A 23268-nucleotide genomic window follows, 5' to 3' on the forward strand; every position below is an offset into this window, starting at 1 on the left:
GTAACACCGGTTAGTTGTAGGCGCAACTATTGCTACGCTGGAGACATGACCGAGACGCGATGGCTGAGCGACGACGAGCAACGTTCCTGGGTGCGCTTCGCCGCCGTGCTCGAACTCCTGCCGGCCGCTCTCGACCTCCAGCTCACGCGGGACGAGCACCTGACGCACTTCGACTACTTCACACTCGCGATGCTGTCCGAGACCCCGGGCCGTACGCTGCGCACCTCGGCGCTCGCAGCCCGGACGAACGCGACGCTGCCCCGCTTGTCCCGGGTGCTGACGCGCTTGGAGGAGGCCGGCTTCGTGGCGCGGACACCGTGCCCGGAGGATCGACGGGCGACGAACGTGACGCTCACCGACGCGGGCTGGGACAAGGTCGTCCAGGCTGCGCCGGGCCACGTCGAGCACGTGCGGTCCCTGGTCCTCGACGCCCTGACGCCGGCGCAGATCGAGCAGCTCGGCGAGATCTCTGCAGCCCTCCTGACGAAGCTCGACCCCGACGGCCGGATGTTCGCCAGCGAGGCCTGATCTCCGTCACCTGGGGGATTCGCCGGGCTCGAGGGCTGCGTATCGTGGGGCTCGACGTCGTGGACACCACCGAGCGCGACGCGGATCGGAGCGAATGATGACCGGATCGACGCAGCCCGAGCCTGCACCACACGGGGACGAGGTGCCCCAGGACGGTCCCGCCTCGGCGGAGCCCGAATCGACGCCACCACCCACCTCGCTCAACGGCGGGACGAGCTCCGTCTGGTACTTCGTCGGCGCCACGTTCCTCTTCGCCGGACCCCTGATCTTCGGTGTCGACGACTTCGGATTCTTCCGGATCATCACCCTCGTCCTCGGTGCGGTCGTCATGGTCGCCGGGTTCGTCGTGCTGCGACGTGAGAGCGGCAAGCGATCCTGAGGGCGCTGACGCCGGGCCGGCTCGCCAACCGTCCAACCGGCGAGCCGGTCAGTCCGCGAGGAAGGCTCTGATGCCATCGAGCAGGCGGTCGACGTCCTCGTCCGAGGTGTACGGGGCGACGCCGACGCGGAGGCCGCCGACGTCGTCGAGGCCCAGTGCCGCGAACGGCTCGACCGCGTAGAACGAGCCAGCCGGTGCGAGGACGTCGCGAGCGGCGAGGAACGCGGCCGCGTCGGCTGCACGCCTGCCCGGGAACGTCATGAACAGCGTCGCCGTGCGCTCGGCGGCTCGCGAGTGCAGCTCGACGAGCGGGCCGAGGTCAGCGAGCTCGTCCTCGATACGGGTGCGCAGCGCGAGTTCCCGCTGGTGGACGGCAGCGGCGGAGGCCACGAGACGGTCTCGTCTCGTCGTGGCGTCACCGGGGTCGATCGACGCGAGCACGCCGATGGCCGCCGTCACGCCTGCCATGAGCTCGTAGGGCAGCGTGCCGAACTCGAAGCGCTCGGGCACCACGTTCGTCGACGGCAGCAGCTTGTCGGGGTGGATCGACTCGAGCAGCGCCGGCGACGCGGCGAGGACACCGCAGTGCGGCCCGAAGAACTTGTACGGCGAGCAGACGAAGAAGTCGGCACCGAGGGCCTCGACGTCCACGACGTGGTGCGCCGTGTAGTGGACGCCGTCGACCCAGACGAGCGCGCCGACCGCGTGCGCCCGGTCGGCGATCGTCCGCACCGGCGGGATGGTGCCGAGGAGGTTCGACGCTGCGGTCACGGCGACGAGCCGGGTGCGCTCGCCGAGTGCCGCGTCGAGCGACTCGAGGTCGAGCTCGCCGGTCGCGGCATCGAGCTCGATCCAGCGCACCGTCGCGCCGGCGCGTTCCGCGGCCTGGACCCATGGGCGGACGTTCGCGTCGTGGTCCAGCCGGGACACCACCACCTCGTCGCCCGCCGTCCAGCCGTGGGACAGGTGCTTCGCGAAGTCGTAGGTGAGCTGGGTCGCACTGCGACCGTAGACGATGCCGCTCGGGTCGGCGGCGAGGAGGTCCGCCATCGCAGCGCGGAAGGCGACGACCGCGTCGTCAGCCCGTCGTTCGGAGGCGACCGAGGTCCCTCGGTTCGAGAGCGGCCCGGTGAGGGTGTCGAGGATGGCCTGGCCGACGGCGAGTGGCGTCTGGGTGCCGCCGGGGCCGTCGAAGTGGGCGATGCCCGAGGCGAGGGAGGGGAACGCGGTGCGGAGGAGCGCGACGTCGAGGGTCATGCGTCCATCCTGCCGCGCCGGGAGCCTGAACGTGCGGACCAGGGGAGCGAGCGCGCCATCGCTTGATACAGTGCCTGTGTGTCCATGCTCATCGCTCCGCCCCGTGTCGGGCGTCTGGAGGTCGTCGGCGTCCGCAACGCCGGCCCGAGAGAGCAGCGCACCCGGTCGACCACCTCACCCACCCGGTGAGGACGTCGGCCTCGTCCATCGCGCTCGTCCGAGCGACGACGACGGGGCCGCGCACCCTGACGCACCCACCGCAGCGCACCGACGCGCGGAGGGTCTCTCCGCCGTCTCCACGACGGCCCAGCCGAAACCGGTGAACCCATGATCCCCCTGAACGAATCCCAGATCCGAGCCTCCTTCGTCAACGCATCTCGCAAGGAGGTCAGCGACGTGAGCCTGCCCGTCGACTTCGACACGCTCGACTTCGAGGTGCGTGACTTCCTCGGTTGGCGCGACAAGAAGCTGCCGCGACGCGCTTATGTCATCACGATCGTCGACGGCGAACCCGTCGGCATCCTGCTCCGGCAGGCCGACGCGATGCCCCGCACCCGGCCGCAGTGCGCGTGGTGCCAGGACATCACGCTCAGCAACGACGTCGTGTTCTACAGCGCGAAGCGGGCCGGACAGGCCGGCAAGAACGGCGACACGGTCGGCACGCTCGTCTGCGCCGACTTCCAGTGCTCGGCCAACGTGCGGAAGCTGCCGCCGCTCGCCTACGTCGGTTTCGATGCGGAGGCGGCCCGCCAGGAGCGCATCGCGACCCTCAGCGTCCGCGCCGCGTCCTTCGCCTCCTCGGTCTTGCACGGCGTCGGCTGACCCGCTGAGTTGCCCGGATCTGCACGAACTCCGCCCGTTTTCGCGCAGATTCGGGCGACTCAAGCCTCGGGAGTGAGGCCCCGCCAGAAGAGGTCGACGGCGCTCGTCACGAGGTCGTCGGCCGGGACGCCGTCGAGCAGGCTGCCAGAGGCGAGTGCGGCGATGCCGTGGAAGGTCGCGAACGCTACGAGCGCGATGTGGTGCGGATCGCCGGCGGTGATCGCACGGATCTCCTGCCCGGTGGTGACGACCCGGACGACGATCTCCATCGAGGCGTGACCGGCGGCGAGCAGCTCCTCCCGGGCATCGGGCGCGTGCTTGAGGCCGAACATGAGCGAGAGGAGCGTCGGCTGAGCGAGCGCGAAGCCGACATACGCTCGGGCCAGTGCGTCGACCTGTCCGCGGGCCCCTGCCGACGAGGTGACCTCGGCTCCGGTCGCCCGCTCGAGCGCCGCGGAGAGACGACGGAAACCGTCTTCGGCGAGCGCGTCGAGGAGGGCCTGCTTGTCGCGGAAGTGTCGGCTCGGCGCCGCGTGGCTGACGCCGGCGTCACGGGCGAGGCGGCGCAGCGACAGCTCGTCGACGCCGTCCGTCTCGAGGCTGGCTGCGGCGGCCTCGAGGAGCGTCCGGCGGAGGTCTCCGTGGTGGTAGGGCTGAGCTGGCACGAGACGAGCCTACCGCCATGTTGACATTGACAACACGAGCGAACGCGGCAATGATGTCACTGACAACATTCGTGCACCGTCAGCTGAAGGATTCCCCCATGACACTCGATCTCCGCGGTGGCACCGCACTCATCACGGGCGCGAGCTCCGGACTCGGCGTCGAGTTCGCCAGACGGTTCGCGAACCGCGGGTCGAACCTGGTGCTCGTCGCAAGGCGCGCGGATCGCCTCGAGGCGCTGGCGGCCGAACTCCGGTCCGCCTCGGGTGTCGAGGTCGCGGTCGTGCCGGCCGACCTCGGCGTCGCGGGTGCCGCCGAGTCACTCCACGAGGAGCTGGATCGCCGCGGCATCCGGATCACCTCGCTCGTCAACAACGCCGGGTTCGGCAGCCACGGTGCCTTCGACCAGGCGGACCCGGAGCGCATGACGGGAGAGATCCAACTCAACGTCGGGACGCTCGTCGGGCTCACGCGTGCATTCATGCCGCAGCTGCTCGAGGGCTCCGGCGCCCTGGTGACGGTCGCGAGCACCGCTGCCTACCAGCCGACGCCGGGCATGGCTGTGTACGGCGCGACGAAGGCGTTCGTGCTGAGCTTCACCGAGGCGCTCTGGGCAGAGGCCCGTGGCACCGGGCTGCGGGTGCTCGCCGTGAGCCCCGGGCCGACCAAGACCGAGTTCTTCGACGTCGTCGGGAGCGAAGACGCTGCCGTCGGCCGCAAGCAGACGAGCGCGCAGGTCATCGACACCGCGTTCCGCGCGCTCGACCGGGCTGACGGTGGCCCCAGTGTCGTGTCCGGCCGCAGCAACCACCTCACCGCGCTCGCGACCCGGCTGCTGTCGCGTCGCACGCTCGCCCGCACGAGCGCCCGGGTCCTCGGCGGGGTGCGGATGTCCCGCTGACTCGCCCGGATCTGCACGAAATTCGCCCGCTTTCGCGCAGATTCGGGCGACTCAGCGGCCGGCGAGGGCGGCGCGCACCGAGGCGACGACGGCGCGGAGGTCGCGGAGATCGTCGGCCGTCAGCTCGATGACCGTCCAACCCGCGGCCCGCAGGCGGTTGGAGCGAGCGCGGTCCTTGCGCCACCGGTCGACCTCGACCCGGTGGTAGTCGCCCTGGTACTCGATGACGATCCGCGCTGCACGGTGACAGAGGTCGGCGCGTGCGAGGAACGAGCCGTTCGCCGCCCGGATCTCCTGGTTCGGTTCGAAGCCGGTGACGCCGCCGCGCACCAGCGCGACGCGGACGATGGACTCGGGCGGTGATTCCGCGCGGTGATCGAGCAGCGGGAGTGCGGCGGCGATGGCTCCACGGCCGCGCCGGCTCGGATAGCGGGCTGCAGCCTCCTCCAACTCGGCCAAGCCTGCGGTACTCGTCCGAAGCAGATGGTCGCCTGTTGCGACGAGATCGGCGAGCGGGAGCGTCGCGGCAAGGTCCAGCCACGTTCGAACCGGACTCGTCAGCCGGATGCCGCCCTGGACGATCACGTCGTCCTCGTCATCGATCGTGACCGACCGGCCGGCGATCCCGGCGGCGTGTGGAGCGCGGGCCGGCGCGGCCACGGCGAGGTCGAGGCGTTCGGGGGTGGAGAGCCGGTACGGGAGCGGCAGGCCGAGGATGAGCGCAGCGGTCGGACCGCAGACGAAGACCTGGTCGGACAGGCGGTGGAGGAACGCACGACAGCGATCCTCGACCGTCTCCACCGGGCGGGTGGACCGGATGCCGTGACCCGGCTTCTCGAGCCGACGACTGCGGAGTTCGCCGGGTGTCATCCCGCTGCGGAGCGCGTCGCCGACGAGGAACGGTCCGTCCGGAGGCTCAGCTGGCATCCCTTCACTGTGCCTGCACGGAGTGGTTCCCCGTCCACGTTCTCCACAGGTCCGCTGAGTCGCCCGGATCTGCGCGAAATCCCGCCGATTTCGTGCAGATCCGGGCGACTCAGGCGGGCGGGGTGGTCAGGGAGGAGGCGCGGACCTGCAGCTCGGGGAGGACCTGGGTGCGCTGCGTCGGGCGTCGGCGGCCCTCGGACAGGCGGGCGACCATCGTCTCGACGGCCATCCGGCCGATGTGCTGCTTCGGTGGGCGCAGCGCGGTGATGGGCGGCTCGCCGTTCTCCGCGACCTCGTCGTCGTAGGCGACGATCGCGAGGTCCTCGGGGATCCGCACGCCGCGGTCGAGGCAGTGGTGCTCGAGCAGGATCGCCTGCGGATCGGCGTGCACGAACAGCGCGGTGGTCCCCGTGGCGAGGCATTCGTCGACGAGCGCACCCAGCCGGGCGTCCCTGGCGCCGTTCTCGACGTCGTCGATCTCGGCGTTCACCGTCAGTCCCGTGTCCAGCCCGAGGTCCGCGGACGCCCTGGCCCAGCCGCGCCGCAGGTGGTCGGAGGTGGGGGAGTGCCGTGCCGCGGCGATGCCGATGCGGCGGTGCCCCTGCTCGTACAGGTGGCGGACGGCGAGCACCGCGCCGAACTCGTGGTCCGTCGTGACCCACTCGAGCGACCGCAGCGCGAGCGAGGACGGCGCGCGACGCTCGGCCAGCACGACCGGGATCGGCAGCGCATCGAGCCAGGCGAGGAGGGCGTACCCGTCCTGGCCCGCGGTGTCGGGTGCGGCGATGAGCCCGTGGATCCCACCCGTCTCCACGAGCGCGGCCATCTGCCGGCGCTGGTCGGCCGGGTCGTAGGACGAGCCGCGGAGCACGAGCTGCGAGCGGCTGAGGGCGGCCGTGGCGCGGGCACCGTTGACGATCTGTGGCCAGTAGTAGCTGAGCGACGGCACGACCATGCCGATGCGGTACCTGGCGGGGCCGGCGGCGTCGGCCGATCGCGCGACCGTCTGGTCGAGGGAGCTCCGGGCGGTCGCGCCACCGTGGACCCGCGTGACGAGCCCGAGGTCGGCGAGCGCGGTGATGTCGCGTCGGATCGTCAGCTCCGTGACGCCGAGGATGACGGCGAGTTCGCGGACGACGACGGAACCGTTGCGTCGGACCTCGTCCATGATCCGTTCGCGGCGCTCGATGCCGAAGACCTGTGAGGGTCCCGTGCCGCCCGTCGGTCCCCGGTCGCCGGAGACGTCGTCGTCGCTCATCGTGCGGCCTCCACGGTGACGAGCAGACGATCCGCATCGGGACGTGGCAGCAGCCGCACGCGGGTGATCGTCTCGCCCCAGGACGACCGCATCATCGCGTCGTCGAGTCGGACGACCTCCATCGTGACCTCATCCGCGTCGTGCTGGAGCATCACGTCCCGGACGCCGGCGACCGGCCGGTGGAGGCGGAGGGTCGCCTGATCGACCTCGGTCACGTCGCCCCACAGCATGAGGGTGATGGCCGTGCCCGCCGGGTCGTCGAGCGTCCAGACGTCCTCGATCACGACCCGTGACGCCGTGCGGTCGAGCGTCGCGGTCCGGCGCCAGTGTTCGTGCTCCGCCAGTCCGTAGGCCGCGGCGAGGTCCATCGACCAGCTCGCCTGTGCGCCATGGTCTCCGCCCCGGCGATCGCGCGCCGCGAACTCCGGTCCATGCTGCTGCAACAGACCGCGCGGTGCCGGGACGCTGTGCCAGTCGCTGCGCATACACCAGATGTCGTAGCGGTGCGGGCCGAAGGTCCGCGCGTCGTAGGTGGGCCGCCCGGGATCGATGACCGCGGGGACGCCGTCGAGTGCGACGATCACGCTCCCCAGGTCGTTGTGGTTGTGGTTCTCGTCGTTGTGGCCGCCCTTGAGGCTGACCGCGAGTCCGTCGGATCGCCCGTCGTGCTCACGGGCGAGACTCATGCCGATCGACGGCAGGTCGACCGAAGCCGGCAGCGGCAGCGTCGCGCTCCGGGCGTCCGCGACCGCCCACTCACGATCGAGGCAGACGCGGACGAGACGTCCGAGTCCGGCCCGGTCCGTGGCGACGGGTGCGTCGGGATCGCGATGCGCCGTGGCGTACGCGACGACGTCCGGCAGCTCGAGTCGCCGTCCCCAGCGATGCAGGAGATCGAACGGGAGCGTGCGGTCACCGCGTGCTCGGGCATCCGCGACGTTCACGTACCAGTCGGCGGACAGCTGCATCCGCAGTGGGAAGCGGAGTGACTCGGGCAGCAGGTCGAGGCCGTCGAGCGCGAGGCGACCTCCGGCGAGACGATCGAGGGTCTCGACCGCCTCGAGGGCGCGAGCCGCTCCGTTCCACCAGTACTCCCAGCCCTCGTCGATCGCGCCGTCCTGGGGGAGGCCCGCCAGGTAGCGGTCGATGCCGTCGACGGCTCGGTCGATGACGAGCTCGGCGCGGTCGGGGCTGCAGAGCACCGCTGCCGCGGCGATCGTGTTGCCGAGGATCCAGGGGCTCCAGTTGTGGAGGAGGACCGGCTCGCCGTCAGGGTCGACGTCGAGGCCGAGCCAGTGCCAGTCGTCGCGGTCCAGGAACGGCCGGAACACCCGGTGCTCGGCCTCGGCTTGCAGCCGATCGGTCAGCCCCGGGTAGCGCTCGTCGAGTTCGTCGCCGAGGACGGCGATCGCCCAGGCGACGGCCGCGACCGCCTCACCGGCACCGAGGTCGAGGAACGGTTCGTCGAGCGACGGCGTCACCGTCCCGAACCGACGGAACGCGTCGTCGTGGGCCGCCCAGCACCAGGTCGTCTGCTCCGCGAGGAGCCACAGGCCGTCGGCGACCTCGGCGAGCGGGTCGAGCGGTGCGGCCACCTCGACACCGGCTGCAGACGCGGCGGCGAGGACCACGGCGCGGGAGAGGCGTGCGAGTCGGTCACCGACCGCCGTCTCGTAGGAGAGGCGCTCCCCGATCAGCGGATAGGCGCTGTACTGCGAGAAGAGCGGCTGGGGCCAGGGCGTCGCCGCGCGGTCGGTGGCCGCGGACTCGCGCGTCGCCTGGGCGATGAAGGAGTCGAGCAGCCGCCGGTCGATCGAGCTCCAGTCGCCGTCAGGCACGATGGACCGGAGTGCGGTCGCCGGGCGCTGTGACCACGCCGTCACCAACGGGCGATGCGACCGACGCCGCTCATCGATGGCCGGTGTGGCGGGTGCGGTCTGCGAGGGTGGATGCACGACGTCTCCATGATCATCTTCGATCGAGCTTGTTCGATTGTGATCGACTGTTTTGACTCCGATCGGATTGGAGTATTCACTACCTGACAACCGCATGCAACCGCGGCCCACTCGAAGGAGAGCACCAGATGTCGAACGCCGCGCGCCCCGCAGCCCTGGTCGCCATGTGGCCCGACGTGTTCTCGACCCTCTTCGACGACGCCCGCCTGGCCCGGCTCCACGCACTGTGCGAGGTCCGCGACGACGAGACCACCGGCGACCTCGACGACCCGGCGCTCGCTGCACGGCTCACGGAGGTCGAGGTGCTCATCACCTCGTGGGGCACCCCGCCGCTCACGGCGGAGCGACTCGACCGCATGCCCCGGCTGCGCGCGGTCTTCCACTGCGCCGGCACGGTCCGCTCGCTCGTGACCGACGCGGTCTGGGAGCGCGGCATCGTCGTCACCACGGCCGCCGAGGCGAACGCCATCCCGGTGGCCGAGTTCACCTTCGCCTCGATCGTGCTCGCCGGCAAGCGGGCACAGGTCTTCGCCCGCGACCCGCGGGCGCACCGTCGCGAGTGGCGCACCCTGCTCGAGACCACGAACCTGTCCAACCTCGGACGCCGCGTGGGCGTCGTCGGCTTCTCGCGCATCGGCCGTCGCGTCGTCGCCCTGCTCCAGCAGCTCGACGCGGTCGAGGTGCTCGTCGCCGACCCCTACGCCGACGCCACGGCCGTCACCGCGGCCGGAGCCCGCCTCGTCCCGCTCGACGAGCTCCTGCCGAACATCGACGTGCTCTCGCTGCACGCCCCGGAGCTCCCGGAGACGAAGCGCATGATCGGGGCTGCCCAGCTCGCGGCGCTCCCGGACGGCGCCACGGTGATCAACACGGCCCGCGGGAGCCTGCTCGACACCGACGCCCTCGCGGCGGAGTGCGCGAGCGGACGTCTGGACGCGATCCTCGACGTCACCGACCCGGAACCGCTGCCCGTGCACTCGCCGCTGCTCGACCTCCCGAACGTCTCGATCACCCCGCACATCGCGGGCTCCCTCGGCCGGGAGACGCTGCGCATGACGGACGCGGCGCTTGACGACCTCGAGCGGTTCCTCAACGGCGAGCACCCGCGCGAAGCCGTCCGGGTCGCCGACCTGGGGGTGAGCGCCTGATGGTCGCGCTCCTGACCGCCCCGGCGTCGGAGACACTCGCCCTGGACCGCACCCTCTCACCGTCGACCGGCTGGACGCGCAGGCACTGGGAGGACCTCGCGGACCGGCTGCTCGGCGGTGCCGAACCCTTCACCTCGCCCGGTCGTGCCCGCATCCTGTTCCCGGGTGCGCCAGGCGGCTACGGCTCCGACATCGACGGCCTGGAGGGGTTCGCGCGGACGTTCATGCTCGCCGCCTTCCGCATCGCCGGTGATCCCGCACGGACGGGCGACCTCGTCGAGCGCTACGCCGCCGGCCTCGCGACGGGCACCGACCCGGACTCCCCGGAGCGGTGGCCGCGGCCGGACGAGGTCGACCAGGCCAAGGTCGAGGCCGCAGCCATCGCGATCGGACTCCACCTCACCCGTGCCGAACTCTGGGACCGTCTCGACGACCGGACCAAGCGCACGACGATCGACTGGCTCGCATCCGTCATCGGCCAGCCGTACCCGCCCATCAACTGGGTGTGGTTCCGTATCGTCGTCGAGGAGTTCCTGCGCACGGTCGGTGGCCCGTTCTCGGAAGCGGACCTCGAGGAGGACCTCGCGATCGCGGACGGTTTCTTCCGCGAGGACGGTTGGTTCGCCGACGGCGGCACGCGCGCCTACGACCACTACACCGGGTGGGCGCTCCACCTCTATCCGGTGCTGTGGCGCACGATGCTCGCGCCGGGCCACCCGCATCAGGCACGCCTCGACCGCTACGACGCCCACCTCGACCGCTACCTGGAGGACGCCGTCGCACTCGTCGGCGCGAACGGTTCGCCGCTCGTCCAGGGGCGGAGTCTCATCTACCGCTTCGCCGCCGCCGCACCGTTCTGGGCCGGTGCCATGGCCGGGTCCACCGCGCTCTCGCCGGGACTCATCCGTCGAGCGGCCAGTGGTGTCGTGTCGCACTTCGACGCCGCTGGCGCCCCCGACGACCGCGGGATCCTGACGCTCGGCTGGCACCACGAGTGGCGGCAGCTCGCACAGTCCTACTCCGGCCCCGGTTCGCCCTACTGGGCATCGAAGGGCATGCTCGGGCTCGCGCTCCCGGCCGACCACCCGGTGTGGACGGCCACCGAGGAACCATTGCCGATCGAGCGGGGCGACGTCCTCCGCACCATCGTCGCCCCGGGCTGGATCGTCAGCGGGACGACCGCCGACGGCATCGTCCGTGTCGTCAACCACGGGACGGACCACGCGAACGACGGCGTCGCCCAACGCGACGCCCCGCTGTACGCACGCCTCGGGTATTCGACGGCGACCGCGCCGGTGCTCTCCGCCGATGCCCGCGATCCGTTCGACGGATCGGTCGTGCTCCTGGACGCCGAGGGTGTCCCGAGTCACCGTTCCGGGTTCACCAGAGGTGCCCTGACGCCGCTGCCGACCTCCGACGGATCGTCCACCGGTTGGTCGACGTCCTCCGGTCTCGCCCGCTGGATCGACGCCGATGCCGACGGCCCGGACCATGGCCACGGCCACGCCGCGGACCGGACCCGGACCGGCGCGCGGATCGACCTCTGCTCAGCCGTCCGCGGGCCCTGGGAGGTGCGGTTTGTCCGCGTCGTCCCGGGCACCGGCGACGAGGTCCCGCTCGGCGCGCTCCGTGTCGGCGGGTGGACCGTCAGTGGTCGTGACCTGACCGTCGCCACCGACCAGACCTCGGCGGTCGCCGTCGCCGACCGCGTGCGTTCGGTCGTCGTCGCGCTCCCGAGCGAGCACGACCCGCTTCCGACCGACGCGCTGCGCTCGGGCGTTCGGGACCTCGACGACGCCACCCCGCTCGGACCCCGTTCGGGCACGCCGTGGTGCGAGACCGATGGTCCCGTCCGCCCGGACCACTGGCACGCGTTCGCGCTCCTCCTGGACGGCGCCACGCAGCCGGGCGTCGTCGCCCCGGCGATGGCGGGCGTCGCCAGGTCCACCGCCCGCACCATCACCTGGCCGGACGGCGCGACGACGTCGCTCGACCTGCCCGCGTCGCACTGACGCGCACCGACCGCTCCACCCCGCAGCATCCCCGTCCCACCAGCACCGCCACCAGCACCGCCATCACCACCGACAGCACCACTACTCACCGAGGAGCATCCGCAATGAAGCGACCCATCCTGACCATCTCCGCGATCGCCGCAGCAGCCGGCCTCGCCCTCACCGGCTGCTCAGGTGCCGGCTCCGCCCAGCAGGACGAGGACGGCCCCGTCACGCTCAGCGTCTCGGTCTGGAACTACGACCAGACGCCCGAGTTCAAGGCGCTCTTCGACGCCTTCGAGGCCGAGCACCCCGACATCACGATCGAGCCCGTCGACATCCTCGCCGACGACTACTCCGACAAGGTCACGACGATGCTCGCGGGCGGCGACAGGACCGACGTCCTCACCATGAAGAACGTGACCGATTACGCGCGCTACGCGAACCGCGGCCAGCTCGTGGACGTGGGCGACGTCGTCGACGACATCGGCGCGGACAAGCTCGCCGGGATCGAGCCGTTCGCCCTCGACGACACCTACTACGCGGCGCCGTACCGCCAGGACTTCTGGCTGCTGTACTACAACAAGGCCATCTTCGATGCAGCAGGCATCGAGCACCCCGACAACCTCACCTGGGACGAGTACGCGGACATCGCGGCGAAGCTCACCTCGGGCGACGGGGACTCCAAGGTCTACGGCACGTACAACCACTACTGGCGCTCAGTCGTCCAGTCGATCGCCGCAGCCCAGACCGGTGGCGACCTGATCAGCGGCGACTACGGCTTCATGCAGGACCAGTACGACCTCACCCTCGACCTGCAGGAGAAGGGCTACGCGCTCGATTACGGCACGGCGAAGACCCAGCAGATCAGCTACCGCACGATGTTCGAGACCGGCAAGGCCGCGATGATGCCGATGGGCACCTGGTACATCGCGGGCATCGCGCAGTCGATCGAGACGGGCGCGACCGACGTCGACTGGGGTGTCGCGCAGATGCCGCAGCTCGAGTCCGGTGAGGAGACGGTGACGTTCGGCTCGCCGACCGCGTTCGCCGTCAACAAGAACTCCACGCATCAGGCCGCCGCGAAGACGTTCCTCGAGTTCGCCGCGAGTGAGGCAGGCGCGAAGGCCATCGCCGCGATCGGTGTCGTCCCCGCGTACCAGTCCGACGACGTCACCGCGGCGTTCACGGCCCTCCCGACCGACGACCTCTCGGTCAAGGCGTTCCAGGAGCCGAAGGACGTCGTCCTCGAGATGCCCGTGAGCGAGTACTCCTCCGACGTCAGCTCGATCCTCGACGAGGAGCACGACCTCATCATGGTCGGCGAGTCGGACGTCGACGACGCCATCACGAAGATGCAGGACCGCGTCAAGAACGACGTCCTCGTCGACTAGTCGCGATCGCGGGGCCGGCACGCTCGGCCCCGCGATCCCCGCGTCCGCCCGGCGCGTCCCCACCGACCCCGCACCACCGTCCTCGAAAGGCTCGTCATGGCGATCGCAGCCCCACCGCAACGCACCCGCTCCAGCAGCCGCGTCCGCAGGAATGCGCTCGTCGGCTGGAGCTTCATCCTGCCGAACTTCATCGGCTTCGCGCTCCTGACCCTCATCCCGATGTGCGCGGCGTTCGTCATCGCGTTCATGAAGTGGGACTCGTACTCACCGCCCGAGTGGGTCGGGTTCGCGAACTTCGCCCGCATGATGCGTGACGAGTCCTTCTGGATCGCGCTCGGCAACACCGCCTACTACGCGGCCGGGCACATCCCGCTCACGATCCTCGCGTCGCTCGGCCTGGCACTGCTCCTCAACCGCAAGCTGCGCGGCCTCGGCTTCTTCCGCACCGCGATGTTCTTCCCGTACATCACCTCGCTCGTCGCCGTAGCCGTCGTGTGGAACATGCTCTTCAACCCCACCGCCGGCCCGATCAACCAGTTCCTCGAGCTCATCGGTGTCGCCGACCCGCCCGGCTGGACGACGAGCTCCGCGTGGGCGATGCCGGCCGTGATCATCACGAGCGTGTGGCGCGACATGGGCTACTACATGGTGCTCTACCTCGCTGGGCTCCAAGCGATCCCGCAGGAGTACTACGAGGCCGCCGAGGTCGACGGTGCGAACGCCTGGCAGCGGTTCTGGAACATCACGATCCCGTCGCTCCGTCCGACGACGTTCTTCGTCCTCATCATGGTGACGATCGCGAGTTTCAAGGTGTTCGACCTCATCGTCGTCATGACGGGAGGCGGCCCAGGCCGGTCCACGCTCGTCCTCTCGCAGCTCATCTACCGCGAGGGCATCACCGAGAACCGCTTCGGATACTCCTCGGCGATCTCGCTCGTGCTGTTCGTCATCGTGCTCGTCTTCACCGTCGTCCAGTTCAAGCTGCAGCAGAGGAAGGAACGCTGATGTCGACCAGTGCCACCACGCGTGCCTCGTCCACGGTCCCGTCGCAGGCTGAGGTCGCGATCGCCGAGGTCACCGACGCCATCACCTCGCCCGTGCTGCCCGGTGCTGGAGGCAAGCGCACCCGGGTGCGCCGCCACGGTCCGATCTCGCCGCTGCGCCGCGTGCTCATCTACGTGATGCTCACCGTGCTGACCGCGATCATCTTCGTCCCGTTCTTCTGGATGGTCTCGTCGTCGCTCAAGCAGAACAACGAGGTGTTCTCGATCCCCGTCCAGTGGATCCCCACGGAGTTCGTCTGGCAGAACTACGTCGACATCTGGACCCGCATCCCGATGCTGACCTACCTCAAGAACTCGCTGTTCCTGTCGGTCACCATCACGATCCTGCAGGTGCTCACCGGGAGCTTCGCCGCCTACGGCTTCTCGAAGATGCACTTCAAGGGACGTGACGTGCTCTTCGTCGCCTACATCGCGACGATCGCGGTGCCGTGGCAGGCCTACATGATCCCGCAGTACATCATGATGCAGAACGCCGGCCTCGTGAACACGCACCTCTCGATCATCCTGCTGCAGGCGTTCGGCGCCTTCGGGGTGTTCCTCATGCGGCAGTACTACCTGACCATCCCCGACGAACTGAGCGAGGCCGCCCGCATCGACGGCCTCAACGAGTACGCGATCTGGTGGCGGATCATCCTGCCGCTGACGAAGCCGGCGCTCGCGAGCCTCGCGCTGCTGACCTTCGTCTCCACCTGGAACGACTACATGGGTCCGTTCATCTACCTGACGAGCAACGACCTCTGGACGGTGCAGCTCGGTCTGCGCTCCTTCGTCGGGCAGTACGACGCCGAGTACGCGCTCATCATGGCCGGGTCCGTCGTCTCCGTCATCCCGATCGTGCTGATCTTCCTCCTCGGCCAGCGCTACTTCATCCAGGGCATCGCGACGAGCGGGATGAAGGGATGAGCGCGGTGACCGATCGGCGTGCGGACAACCGTGCCGGCGGCGTGCGCGGACTGCTGCAGCCGCGCCGGGAGACCTTCGAGTCGGTGTTCGGCGTCGTGTACCGATCCCTCATGGTCGGCGTCGGCGTCGGGATCGCCGCGCTCCCGCTGGCGGCCGCGATCGTCCTCGTCGCCGAGCCGCTCACGAGCTGGCCGTTCCTGCTGCTGTGCTCGCTCCCGCTCGGCCCCGCCTTCGCCGCCGGCTGCTGGTCGTTCCAGCGGTCGCGCGACGCCGCCGATGCCGGGCCGCTGCGGGAGGTCGGGATCGGCCTCCTGCGGACGTGGCGACCGGCGCTCGCCGTGTGGTCGCTCGTGTGTGCGCTCACGTTCGTCGTCGTGATCGACATCGTCGCCGTGTGGGGGACGCCGTTCGCGATGCTGCTCGGGCCGTTGCTCGTCGTCGTGCTGCTGCTCGCGATCGTCGCAGCCTTCGGCGTGTTCGCCGGGCTGGCGGCCGCTCCGGGCCTGCGGTTCCGGGCCCAGCTGCTCGGAGGGCTCGTCCGGACCGTCCGTCGGCCGGGCACCTCGCTGCTCTCGCTTGTCCTCCTGGCCGCCTGGGTGGTCATCGTCCTCGCGCAACCGGTGCTCGGGCTCCTCGCCCTCGGCGGCTTCGTCCTCTACGCGGTCTGGAGCAACGCCGCGGCGGCGCTCGCCGACTGACGACGCGGATTGTCCGACGCTCGGCTCGGTTGAGTGGTTGGATCGACGCATGGGCGAGCACAGAGGTCACGGGCACAGCGGTCAGCGGACACTCACCACCAGCGGATGGCACGACTTCTGGGCGAAGGGCGGTGTCGGGCGGGCGTTCCTGCTGGCGATCGTCTACCTCGCCCTGTACCTCGGTGCCGGATGGGTCGTCGGGCAGCTCTTCGGCTCGCAGATCGGCGAGGACGTCTTCGCGACCCCGCAGAGCGTGTTCTTCGGGCTCATGCTGCCGCTCGTCGTCGGCTCCCTCCTCCTGGCCGGCTTCGTCCTCTCGGTCGGATGGTTCCGGGAGCTGTTCGGAAGGCAGCCCATCCGCGGCCGGTGGTGGATGTGGGTCGCACCGATCGTAATCCTCGCCGCGGTCGTCCTGCGCCTGCTCGGCATCGACTACGGGAGCTACGAGGGTTCCGTGGTCGCTGTCGCGATGCTGTCCGGGGTGTTCATCGGGTTCGCCGAGGAGATCCTGACCCGCGGCCTGGTCGTGAAGATGCTGCGTGACGCCGGCAGCTCGGAGTGGATCGTCATGGTGGTCTCCTCGCTGGTCTTCGCCCTGCTGCACGCCTCCAACCTCCTGTCGGGCCAACCGGTCACGACCGTGCTCGTGACCGTCGTCTACACCTTCGGATTCGGCGTGTGCATGTACCTGACGCTCCGGGTGACCGGCAACCTCATCTGGCCGATCCTGATCCACGGACTCTACGACCCGACGCTCTTCCTCTCGACCGGTGGGATCGACCACGCGGGAGCCGCCGCAGGTCAGAGCGTGTTCCTGGCGATCGCCGGTCCGGCCAACCTGCTCATCATGCTCGTGGCCGTGATCGGCTTGATCTTCGTCCGTGGGCACGTGCAGGCCCACCCGGCCGACGACGTGCTGCGGCCGTAGGCCGAACGGGCCTCATCGACCGGCCGAGTACGCTCGGACGGATGACCACCGCGCGGCAGTACCCGGCGACGATCGCCGCGCCGGTCGAGCACGAACTCGTGATCAAGAAGTCGCGCTTCCTCGGCCTCGCTCACCCGGTCGCGTCGCCGGAGGACGCCGAAGCGGTCATCGCGCGGGTGAAGAAGCAGGCGTGGGACGCACGACACCACTGCGTCGCGATGGTCACCGGGCTGCTCGGCGACCAGGCCCGCTCGTCCGACGACGGTGAACCGTCCGGCACGGCGGGGATGCCGATCCTCGAGGTCATCCGGCGGCGGGAACTGACCGACGTGGTCGTCGTCGTCACGCGGTACTTCGGCGGCGTCAAGCTCGGGGCGGGCGGGCTCGTCCGTGCCTACTCCTCGGCGGCCTCCGAGACCCTCGACCTCGCCTCGCTCGTGCGCCGTGAGACGCTGACCCGCGCGACCCTCGTCGTCCCGCACGCCGAGGCCGGGCGGTACGACAACCTGCTGCGCGATTGGGCCGGTAGCCACGGCGCGACGCTCGGCGATCAGACCTACGGGGCGCAGGCGGAGCTGGAACTGTGGGTGCCGCCGGCGGAGCTGGAGCGGCTCCAGGCGGACGTCGCGTCGGCCTCCAACGGTTCGCTCGCCGTGGCCGTCGGGGAGGAACGCGTCGTCGACGTCCCGGCGCCTCGCTGAGCTGCCCGGATCTGCGCGGAATCGGCCGGATCCCGAGCGGATCCGGGCGACTCACGGGAAGACGCGGTCCCGATAGGGTCGGACCATGCACACCGACGTGACCCGCATCGACGGGCTTCCCGACCTCGCCTGGACCTCGACCCCCGGAATCGCATCGTTCGACGCCGATGCCGGAGCGCTCACCCTCACCTCCGCCGCCGGCGTCGACTGGAGCAACAGCTCGCTCGGTGGGCCGCGTGAGTTGCGTGCCACGGCGCTCGCCTTCGACGCACCCGACCACTTCACGCTCTCGGCACGGGTCGCGGTCGTGGGCGAGCGCAGTACTTTCGACGCCGGTGCGCTCGCACTCTGGATCGACGACGAGCACTGGGCCAAGCTCTGCTTCGAGCAGTCGCCGCAGGGGCAGGCGATGGTGGTGAGCGTCGTGACGAACACCTGGTCGGACGACGTGAACTCGACGCACGTCACGGCCGACCACGTGTGGATGCGCGTCAGTCGTCTCGGTGACGCGTGGGCGTTCCACAGCTCGAACGACGGTGTCACGTGGGACTTCGTCCGGGTCTTCCGTCTGCACAGCGACGCCCCGGCGCGCGTCGGGTTCCTCTCGCAGGCGCCGCTCGGTCCGCCCTGCGAGGCGCGGTTCGACGAGATCGCCTTCGGTGCAGCGCCCCCGACGGACCTCCGCGACGGGAGCTAGTCGTCCTCGACCGATGCGTCCGCGGATCCGGAGTTGACGTATCGGAACCTATCTTCCTATAGTGGCTCCATGGCACGCAGACGACCCGGCACGCTCTTCCCGCTCGAGCTCGACATCCTCGACGTCGGCACCGTGTTGCAGTCGACCGAGGGGAGCTTCTACGGGTTCGCCCTCGCGAAGCAGCTCGCCGAAGCCGGGGACGCCGCCCTCACCGCCCACGGCACGCTCTACAAGGCCCTGTCGCGGATGGCGGACGCCGGCCTGATCGAGGCGACCTGGGAGGACCCGGAGGTCGCGGAGGCGGAGGGTCGTCCTCGTCGTCGGCTGTACCGGATCACGGGTGAAGGCGCGACGGCCCGGGATCGGGAGCACGCGAGGATCGCCGGTGAGCAGGCCGCCGCGGCGAGGCCGGCGGGTGCGGCGTGGACGCAGGGGGCGATCGCATGACCGCCATCCGGACGCCGGAGTATCGCGCGGCCGCCCACCGGGTCCTGAACTGGTGCGGGTGGTACACGCGCGACCTCTCGCCCGACGTCGCCGGGGAGCGCCGCGACGAGATCGCGTCCGACCTGCACGAGCACGCCGTCTGGGCCGAGGAAGCGGGCGTCACGCCGCAGCGGCTGCGGCGCGACATCACGCTGCGGGCCATCCGCGGGATCCCGCACGACCTCTCGTGGCGCTCCGGGCAGTTGCGCGCGGGCCACGGCGTCGATCCGATGCCGCTCGGCATGCGGCGGGCCGGCGACGTCCTCGCAGCCCTCGTGGTGACGGGCGGCGTCCTGGTCACCGGAGCGGCACTCTTCCTCCTCGTCCGCATCCTCCGTGCGCTCGTCATCGGCGACGTCGTCGAGGTGCCGGCGGGCGCGCTCGGTGTGGCGATCGCCGCGGTCCTGGGCATGGTCGGGCTCGTGCTGTCGTTGCGGCGACGCAGTCGATGGCTCGGCGCGGGGCTCCTGGCGCCCGCAGCGGTCCTCATCGGCGTGCTCGCGGGCGACATCATGTACCGCGTCAGCGCGACCGGCGTGCTCATCGTGTCCCGCCTGAGCTCGCACGGGGCCGGGCTCGAACCGTGGTGGGTGATGAGCGTGGCGATCGGCGTGGGTGCTGCGCTCGGGTTCATCGGAGCCGCGGTGTGGTGGTGGCCGGGGGGTCGCCGAACGGCGGAACGGGACGCAGCGGCGTCGATGCAGGGGGAGACGGTATGAGCGGGAACGAGATCCACGACGGGCCAGAGGCGGCGCAGGAGGTGGCACCCGTCCGCCGGAGTCCCGGAGTGCTCCGTCGACGGATCGGGCTCGGCATCGCGATGAGCGGGGTGCTCGCGGTGGCGGCTGGCGGGGTGTTCATCGGGGTGTCGAACGCCCAGGCGGCCGCTGACGACGCGCGGTCCCTCGAAGCGGTCGCCGAGGCCGCAGCGTCGCTCGACGAACTCCCGCCCGTCGAACCCGTGGTGCCCGCGGATCCCACTGCCACGCCGGACGCTGGCGAACCCGTCTCGCCGGCGTCCGGCGTCGACTACTCGCAGACGCCGGAGGGCTGGTACGACGCGACCACCGACCCGGCGTCCATCGTGATCCCGCCGACCAACGAGTGGGGCGAGGCGAACAATGGGATCTGGGAGGCACAGCAGCAGATCATCGCGAAGTGCATGGCTGATCAGGGGTTCTGGTATGCGTGGACGAACAATCGTGCGCTGCTCGACTCCGAACGGCCAACGATGATCCTCTCGGAGGACAGCCCGGCGGCCGAGTTGGCGGAGTACGGCGACACCCCGCTCGGCGACGCCTACGACTGGACTCGCGCAGGGTGCCACGGCTACGCCGTCCACGTCACCGGGATGGACGACGCCAACTGACGGTGCCGTCGTCGGGCGCCGGTGCTAGCGTCGCCCGCATGAGAATCCTGTTGATCGGTGCGAGTGGACATGTCGGACGAGCGGCGCAGGACGCCCTCGCGGAACGTCACGAGGTGGTCGCGGTGTCGCGCTCGACGGCGCCTGCCGTCGACACCACCGATGAGGCGTCGATCGAGGCGCTGTTCGCCGAGGTGGGCGAGGTCGACGCGGTCATCGTCGCCGTCGGATCGGTCCCGTTCAAGCCCGTCGAGGAGTTGACGCGCGACGACTACCGTGCGGCCTTCCTCGGCAAGGTGCTCAGCCAGCTCGACGTCGTGCGCATCGGGACCCCGTTCGTCCGCGACGGCGGCTCCTTCACGCTCACGACGGGCATCCTCGCCCGCGAGCCGATCGCGACGGGTGCTGCGGCCTCGATGGCCAACGGGGCGGTCGAGTCCTTCGTGATCGGTGCCGCCCCGGAACTCCCGCGCGGCATCCGCATCAACGCCGTCAGCCCCACGGTGCTGGCCGAGGCCACCGGCTACCACGACGCGTTCCCGGGCTTCCCTCCGGTCGCGTCCGACGTGGTCGGCCTGGCGTTCGTCCGTGCCGTCGAGGGGGTCGGCACCGGGCGGGTGCTTGCCCTCGACTGAGCCGTCCCGGCACTCCTGAGGGGAGGCATGTCGTCGTCCGGCCGTTCGCCAAGCGACGATCCGCCTCCGCTCAGTCGCGCTCTCGACGCGGCCGACACCCGGCGCTAGGGTCGGCACATGACCCGCTTCCTGCTCAGCATCGCCGTGAGTCTGCTGTCCTCGGCGATCGGGCTGCTCGTCGCCGACTGGGTCGTGCCCGGCGTCCGTCTGTCGCTCGGTGGCTTCATCATCGCCGTCGTCGTCTTCACGATCGCGCAGGGCGTCCTCGGGCCCTTCATCCTCCGCCTCGCGCGGCGCTACGCCTCGGCGATCCTCGGCGGCATCGGACTCGTGACGACGCTCGTGTCGCTCTTCGTCGCGTCGATCCTCCCCGGCGGCCTCCACATCCGCGGTGTCCTGGCCTGGGCGCTCGCACCGCTGGTGGTGTGGCTGGTCACGGCGTTGGGGAGCTGGATCCTCGGCTGGGCGCTCATCACACGACGGTTCGGCGACCGGGACCGTGACCGGGGCCGCACGAGCTCGAAGCGGTAAGCGGCGAGGGAGCTTGCACGGGCTCAGCGGCTGGCGGCCAACGCGGCTGCCAGCTCGACGCGGCTGGCGACGCCGAGCTTCCGCAGGACGTTCGCGATGTGGAACTTGACGGTGTTCTCGCTGATGGTGAGTGTCTCGGCGATCGCCCGGTTCCGTGCTCCACCGGCGGCCAGCTCGGCGACGCTCCACTCGCGCTCCGTCAGCGCGGCGGCCGAGTCTGCGCGGGTCTGCGTCGCGGGCGGCGGGTCGAGCGGCAGTGTCACGTGCAGCTCCGAGCCCCACCCGGGCGTCGCCTGGACATCGAGACTGCCGCGGAGTGCCGCGACGCGAGCGCCGAGCTGCTGCACGCTCGGGGTGTCGACGGTCAACTCGCCGGGGCCGTCGTCGCGGATGCCGATGAGCAGGTTGCTGCCGTCGCAGTCCCACTGCACCCGGACCCGCCCGACCGAGGACTGCTCGACGAGCGCGAGGACCGTGCCGCGGACGATCGCCCGTCCGGCGTGCGCCACCTCACCGGGGAGGGCCCGACCGTCGACGGGCGGCTCGATGAACTGGACCTCGGGGCCGCCGAAGCGGGCCAGTGGGCGGAGATCCTCGCGGAGTCTGGCGAAGGCGCGCGCGACCGGTTCCTCGGCCAGCTGGCGGTCGCGGTCGGACACCGCCCGCAGCTCGACCATCGCGGCCGAGGCGATCTCGGTCACCGCCGCTCGGGCGTCCTCGGGCGATGTCTGACGCGACCGGGTGACCGCGAGGATCGACTCCAACGTCGTCGCATGGGCGTCGGTGAGCTCCGCGATCGCGCCGGCCCGCTCGCTCGACGCGGCCCGCGAGTCGCGGAGGTAGTCGGGGGCCGCCGTCGCGACCTGCTGTCGGATACCGGCAGCGACGACCTCCCAGAGGGCGCCGACGAGCCGGTCGTCGATCGGTCCCTGCGGGTCGGTCAGGACGAGGAGGGCGCCGGTCTCGGCCAGCCAGGCCGCGATCGGACGCTCCGCGCCTGCGATCACCGCCGACGTCGGCCGGTCGGCGTGTGGTCCGGCATCAGCGAGTGCCGTCGTGACCGGGCCGCGCGGGGTGCGCTGTCGGACCGCGTCGAGCTCGGCGATCGTGACGCCCTCGACGATCGCGGGGTCGCCGGCCTTCTTCCGGGGGCGGCCGGTGCAGTCCTCGGTGAAGATCACGAGCGCGGAGTGGGCGACGACCGGCTCGAGGACCTCTCGGAACGCACCGGCGATGCGCAACAGCGAGCTCGACGCGACGGAGGCCAGGCCGTCGAGCAGCTCGACCGGGTAGGTGACAGCGCGTTCGATCATGTCCGCACCCTATCCCATCGGTCCACACCCACCCGTTCGGGTAGGTGGAACCGTTCGGGTGAGCGGCGGCATACCTACCCGATCACGCCCAGGATGGAGGGATGTCGAACCCCACGGCCTCCGTCCCTCCATCCACGTCGACGACGCCTGCGACCGCGACGGTCCAGGGAGCGCTCACCGCGATCGACGCTGAGCTGCATCGCACCGTGTCGAGCCTGCTGGAGGCCGATCCGGCTCCCTTCGCCGGCGCACTCGATCGCCTGCGAACGGCGGACCGCGTGTTCGTGTCCGGTGCCGGTCGTTCCGGTCTCGCGCTCCGCATGACCGCCATGCGACTCATGCACCGCGGACTCACCGTGCACGTCGTCGGCGAGACGACGACGCCCGCCATCACCTCGGGTGACGTCCTGCTCGTCGCCAGCGGCTCCGGTACGACGACGGGTGTGGTCCGCGCTGCGGACACGGCCGTCTCCGTCGGAGCACAGGTGATCGCCATCACGACCGACTCCGCATCCCCGCTCGCCGAGTTGGCCGCCGAGACGATCGTCGTCCCCGCCGCGCAGAAGACCGACCACGGCGGCACGCGTTCCGTGCAGTACTCGGGGAGCCTCTTCGAGCAGGCGGTCATGCTGCTCGGCGACGCGTTCTTCCATGCGCTCTGGCAGTCCGACGGCGTCAGCGCCGAGGAGCTGTGGCCGCGCCACGCGAACCTCGAGTAGTCAC

25 protein-coding genes are annotated in these 23268 nt (G+C 70.7%); 19 read left to right on the forward strand and 6 right to left on the reverse strand.

The window, feature by feature from the left end:
• Positions 1–45 precede the first annotated feature (45 nt).
• Positions 46–528 carry a MarR family winged helix-turn-helix transcriptional regulator gene (locus tag ACLIME_RS17535; RefSeq protein ID WP_079001201.1) on the forward strand — a complete coding sequence of 161 codons (483 nt, stop codon included), beginning with the start codon at positions 46–48 and terminating at the stop codon, positions 526–528.
• Positions 529–625: 97 nt separating this feature from the next.
• Entirely contained in the window at positions 626–907 is a 282-nt protein-coding gene (locus ACLIME_RS17540; RefSeq protein ID WP_411557753.1) for a hypothetical protein, read from the forward strand.
• A 48-nt stretch (positions 908–955) separates the two neighbouring features.
• Here ACLIME_RS17540 and ACLIME_RS17545 read toward each other — a convergent pair whose 3' ends face one another.
• On the reverse strand, positions 956–2164 hold the full coding sequence (locus ACLIME_RS17545; RefSeq protein ID WP_411557754.1) for a cysteine desulfurase-like protein: 1209 nt from the start codon (positions 2162–2164) through the stop codon (positions 956–958).
• Between the two features lie 327 nt (positions 2165–2491).
• Here ACLIME_RS17545 and ACLIME_RS17550 point away from each other — a divergent pair, with 327 nt between their 5' ends.
• Positions 2492–2986: an FBP domain-containing protein gene (locus tag ACLIME_RS17550; protein ID WP_411557755.1), complete on the forward strand. Its 495-nt coding sequence runs from the start codon at positions 2492–2494 to the stop codon at positions 2984–2986.
• A gap of 59 nt (positions 2987–3045) precedes the next feature.
• On the opposite strand, the gene ACLIME_RS17555 is transcribed toward ACLIME_RS17550, so the two are convergent.
• Entirely contained in the window at positions 3046–3651 is a 606-nt protein-coding gene (locus tag ACLIME_RS17555; protein WP_411557756.1) for a TetR/AcrR family transcriptional regulator, read from the reverse strand.
• 98 nt (positions 3652–3749) lie between these two features.
• Here ACLIME_RS17555 and ACLIME_RS17560 point away from each other — a divergent pair, with 98 nt between their 5' ends.
• Positions 3750–4550 carry an SDR family NAD(P)-dependent oxidoreductase gene (locus tag ACLIME_RS17560; RefSeq protein WP_411557757.1) on the forward strand — a complete coding sequence of 267 codons (801 nt, stop codon included), beginning with the start codon at positions 3750–3752 and terminating at the stop codon, positions 4548–4550.
• A 51-nt stretch (positions 4551–4601) separates the two neighbouring features.
• Here ACLIME_RS17560 and ACLIME_RS17565 read toward each other — a convergent pair whose 3' ends face one another.
• The 3 genes from ACLIME_RS17565 to ACLIME_RS17575 all read right to left on the reverse strand — a co-directional run bounded on the left by ACLIME_RS17565 (position 4602) and on the right by ACLIME_RS17575 (position 8618).
• Positions 4602–5477, reverse strand: coding sequence for an endonuclease domain-containing protein (locus tag ACLIME_RS17565; protein WP_411557758.1), 876 nt, complete (start codon positions 5475–5477; stop codon positions 4602–4604).
• Positions 5478–5586: 109 nt separating this feature from the next.
• Positions 5587–6735, reverse strand: coding sequence for a substrate-binding domain-containing protein (locus ACLIME_RS17570; RefSeq protein WP_124768536.1), 1149 nt, complete (start codon positions 6733–6735; stop codon positions 5587–5589).
• A complete protein-coding gene (locus tag ACLIME_RS17575) occupies positions 6732–8618 on the reverse strand; it encodes a hypothetical protein (protein ID WP_411557759.1) in 1887 nt (628 codons plus the stop codon). The genes ACLIME_RS17570 and ACLIME_RS17575 overlap by 4 nt, the downstream gene beginning before the upstream one ends.
• Before the next feature lie 200 nt (positions 8619–8818).
• On the opposite strand from ACLIME_RS17575, the gene ACLIME_RS17580 reads away from it, so the two are divergent.
• From ACLIME_RS17580 to ACLIME_RS17645, 14 genes are all read left to right on the forward strand, one after another.
• Positions 8819–9838, forward strand: coding sequence for a hydroxyacid dehydrogenase (locus tag ACLIME_RS17580; protein ID WP_411557760.1), 1020 nt, complete (start codon positions 8819–8821; stop codon positions 9836–9838).
• Positions 9838–11850 (forward strand): DUF2264 domain-containing protein, encoded by a 2013-nt coding sequence (locus ACLIME_RS17585; RefSeq protein ID WP_411557761.1) that lies wholly within the window; start codon positions 9838–9840, stop codon positions 11848–11850. The genes ACLIME_RS17580 and ACLIME_RS17585 overlap by 1 nt, the downstream gene beginning before the upstream one ends.
• A 104-nt stretch (positions 11851–11954) precedes the next feature.
• A complete protein-coding gene (locus ACLIME_RS17590; protein ID WP_411557762.1) occupies positions 11955–13223 on the forward strand; it encodes an ABC transporter substrate-binding protein in 1269 nt (422 codons plus the stop codon).
• Positions 13224–13319: 96 nt separating this feature from the next.
• Positions 13320–14228 carry a carbohydrate ABC transporter permease gene (locus tag ACLIME_RS17595; protein ID WP_124768540.1) on the forward strand — a complete coding sequence of 303 codons (909 nt, stop codon included), beginning with the start codon at positions 13320–13322 and terminating at the stop codon, positions 14226–14228.
• Positions 14228–15190: a carbohydrate ABC transporter permease gene (locus tag ACLIME_RS17600; RefSeq protein WP_411557763.1), complete on the forward strand. Its 963-nt coding sequence runs from the start codon at positions 14228–14230 to the stop codon at positions 15188–15190. The genes ACLIME_RS17595 and ACLIME_RS17600 overlap by 1 nt, the downstream gene beginning before the upstream one ends.
• Positions 15187–15888, forward strand: coding sequence for a hypothetical protein (locus ACLIME_RS17605; RefSeq protein ID WP_411557764.1), 702 nt, complete (start codon positions 15187–15189; stop codon positions 15886–15888). Before ACLIME_RS17600 ends, ACLIME_RS17605 begins: the two co-directional genes overlap by 4 nt.
• Before the next feature lie 49 nt (positions 15889–15937).
• On the forward strand, positions 15938–16816 hold the full coding sequence (locus ACLIME_RS17610) for a CPBP family intramembrane glutamic endopeptidase (RefSeq protein WP_124768542.1): 879 nt from the start codon (positions 15938–15940) through the stop codon (positions 16814–16816).
• 41 nt (positions 16817–16857) lie between these two features.
• Positions 16858–17517 (forward strand): IMPACT family protein, encoded by a 660-nt coding sequence (locus ACLIME_RS17615; protein WP_159877441.1) that lies wholly within the window; start codon positions 16858–16860, stop codon positions 17515–17517.
• Between the two features lie 85 nt (positions 17518–17602).
• Positions 17603–18214 carry a DUF1349 domain-containing protein gene (locus ACLIME_RS17620; protein WP_411557765.1) on the forward strand — a complete coding sequence of 204 codons (612 nt, stop codon included), beginning with the start codon at positions 17603–17605 and terminating at the stop codon, positions 18212–18214.
• Positions 18215–18283: 69 nt separating this feature from the next.
• Positions 18284–18661: a PadR family transcriptional regulator gene (locus ACLIME_RS17625; RefSeq protein WP_159877445.1), complete on the forward strand. Its 378-nt coding sequence runs from the start codon at positions 18284–18286 to the stop codon at positions 18659–18661.
• Positions 18658–19419: a hypothetical protein gene (locus ACLIME_RS17630; protein ID WP_411557766.1), complete on the forward strand. Its 762-nt coding sequence runs from the start codon at positions 18658–18660 to the stop codon at positions 19417–19419. The genes ACLIME_RS17625 and ACLIME_RS17630 overlap by 4 nt, the downstream gene beginning before the upstream one ends.
• A complete protein-coding gene (locus ACLIME_RS17635) occupies positions 19416–20069 on the forward strand; it encodes a hypothetical protein (RefSeq protein WP_411557767.1) in 654 nt (217 codons plus the stop codon). The genes ACLIME_RS17630 and ACLIME_RS17635 overlap by 4 nt, the downstream gene beginning before the upstream one ends.
• Positions 20070–20107: 38 nt before the next feature.
• A complete protein-coding gene (locus ACLIME_RS17640) occupies positions 20108–20701 on the forward strand; it encodes a short chain dehydrogenase (protein ID WP_411557768.1) in 594 nt (197 codons plus the stop codon).
• Between the two features lie 117 nt (positions 20702–20818).
• Positions 20819–21232 (forward strand): phage holin family protein, encoded by a 414-nt coding sequence (locus tag ACLIME_RS17645; protein ID WP_411557769.1) that lies wholly within the window; start codon positions 20819–20821, stop codon positions 21230–21232.
• 23 nt (positions 21233–21255) lie between these two features.
• Here ACLIME_RS17645 and ACLIME_RS17650 read toward each other — a convergent pair whose 3' ends face one another.
• Positions 21256–22545, reverse strand: coding sequence for a LuxR C-terminal-related transcriptional regulator (locus ACLIME_RS17650; protein WP_411557770.1), 1290 nt, complete (start codon positions 22543–22545; stop codon positions 21256–21258).
• Between the two features lie 101 nt (positions 22546–22646).
• On the opposite strand from ACLIME_RS17650, the gene hxlB reads away from it, so the two are divergent.
• Positions 22647–23264, forward strand: a complete 618-nt coding sequence (hxlB, locus tag ACLIME_RS17655; RefSeq protein WP_411557771.1) for a 6-phospho-3-hexuloisomerase — start codon at positions 22647–22649, stop codon at positions 23262–23264.
• Positions 23265–23268 lie beyond the last annotated feature (4 nt).

It is taken from the genome of Plantibacter sp. MPB07, assembly GCF_046619465.1.
Lineage (GTDB): Bacteria > Actinomycetota > Actinomycetes > Actinomycetales > Microbacteriaceae > Plantibacter > Plantibacter auratus.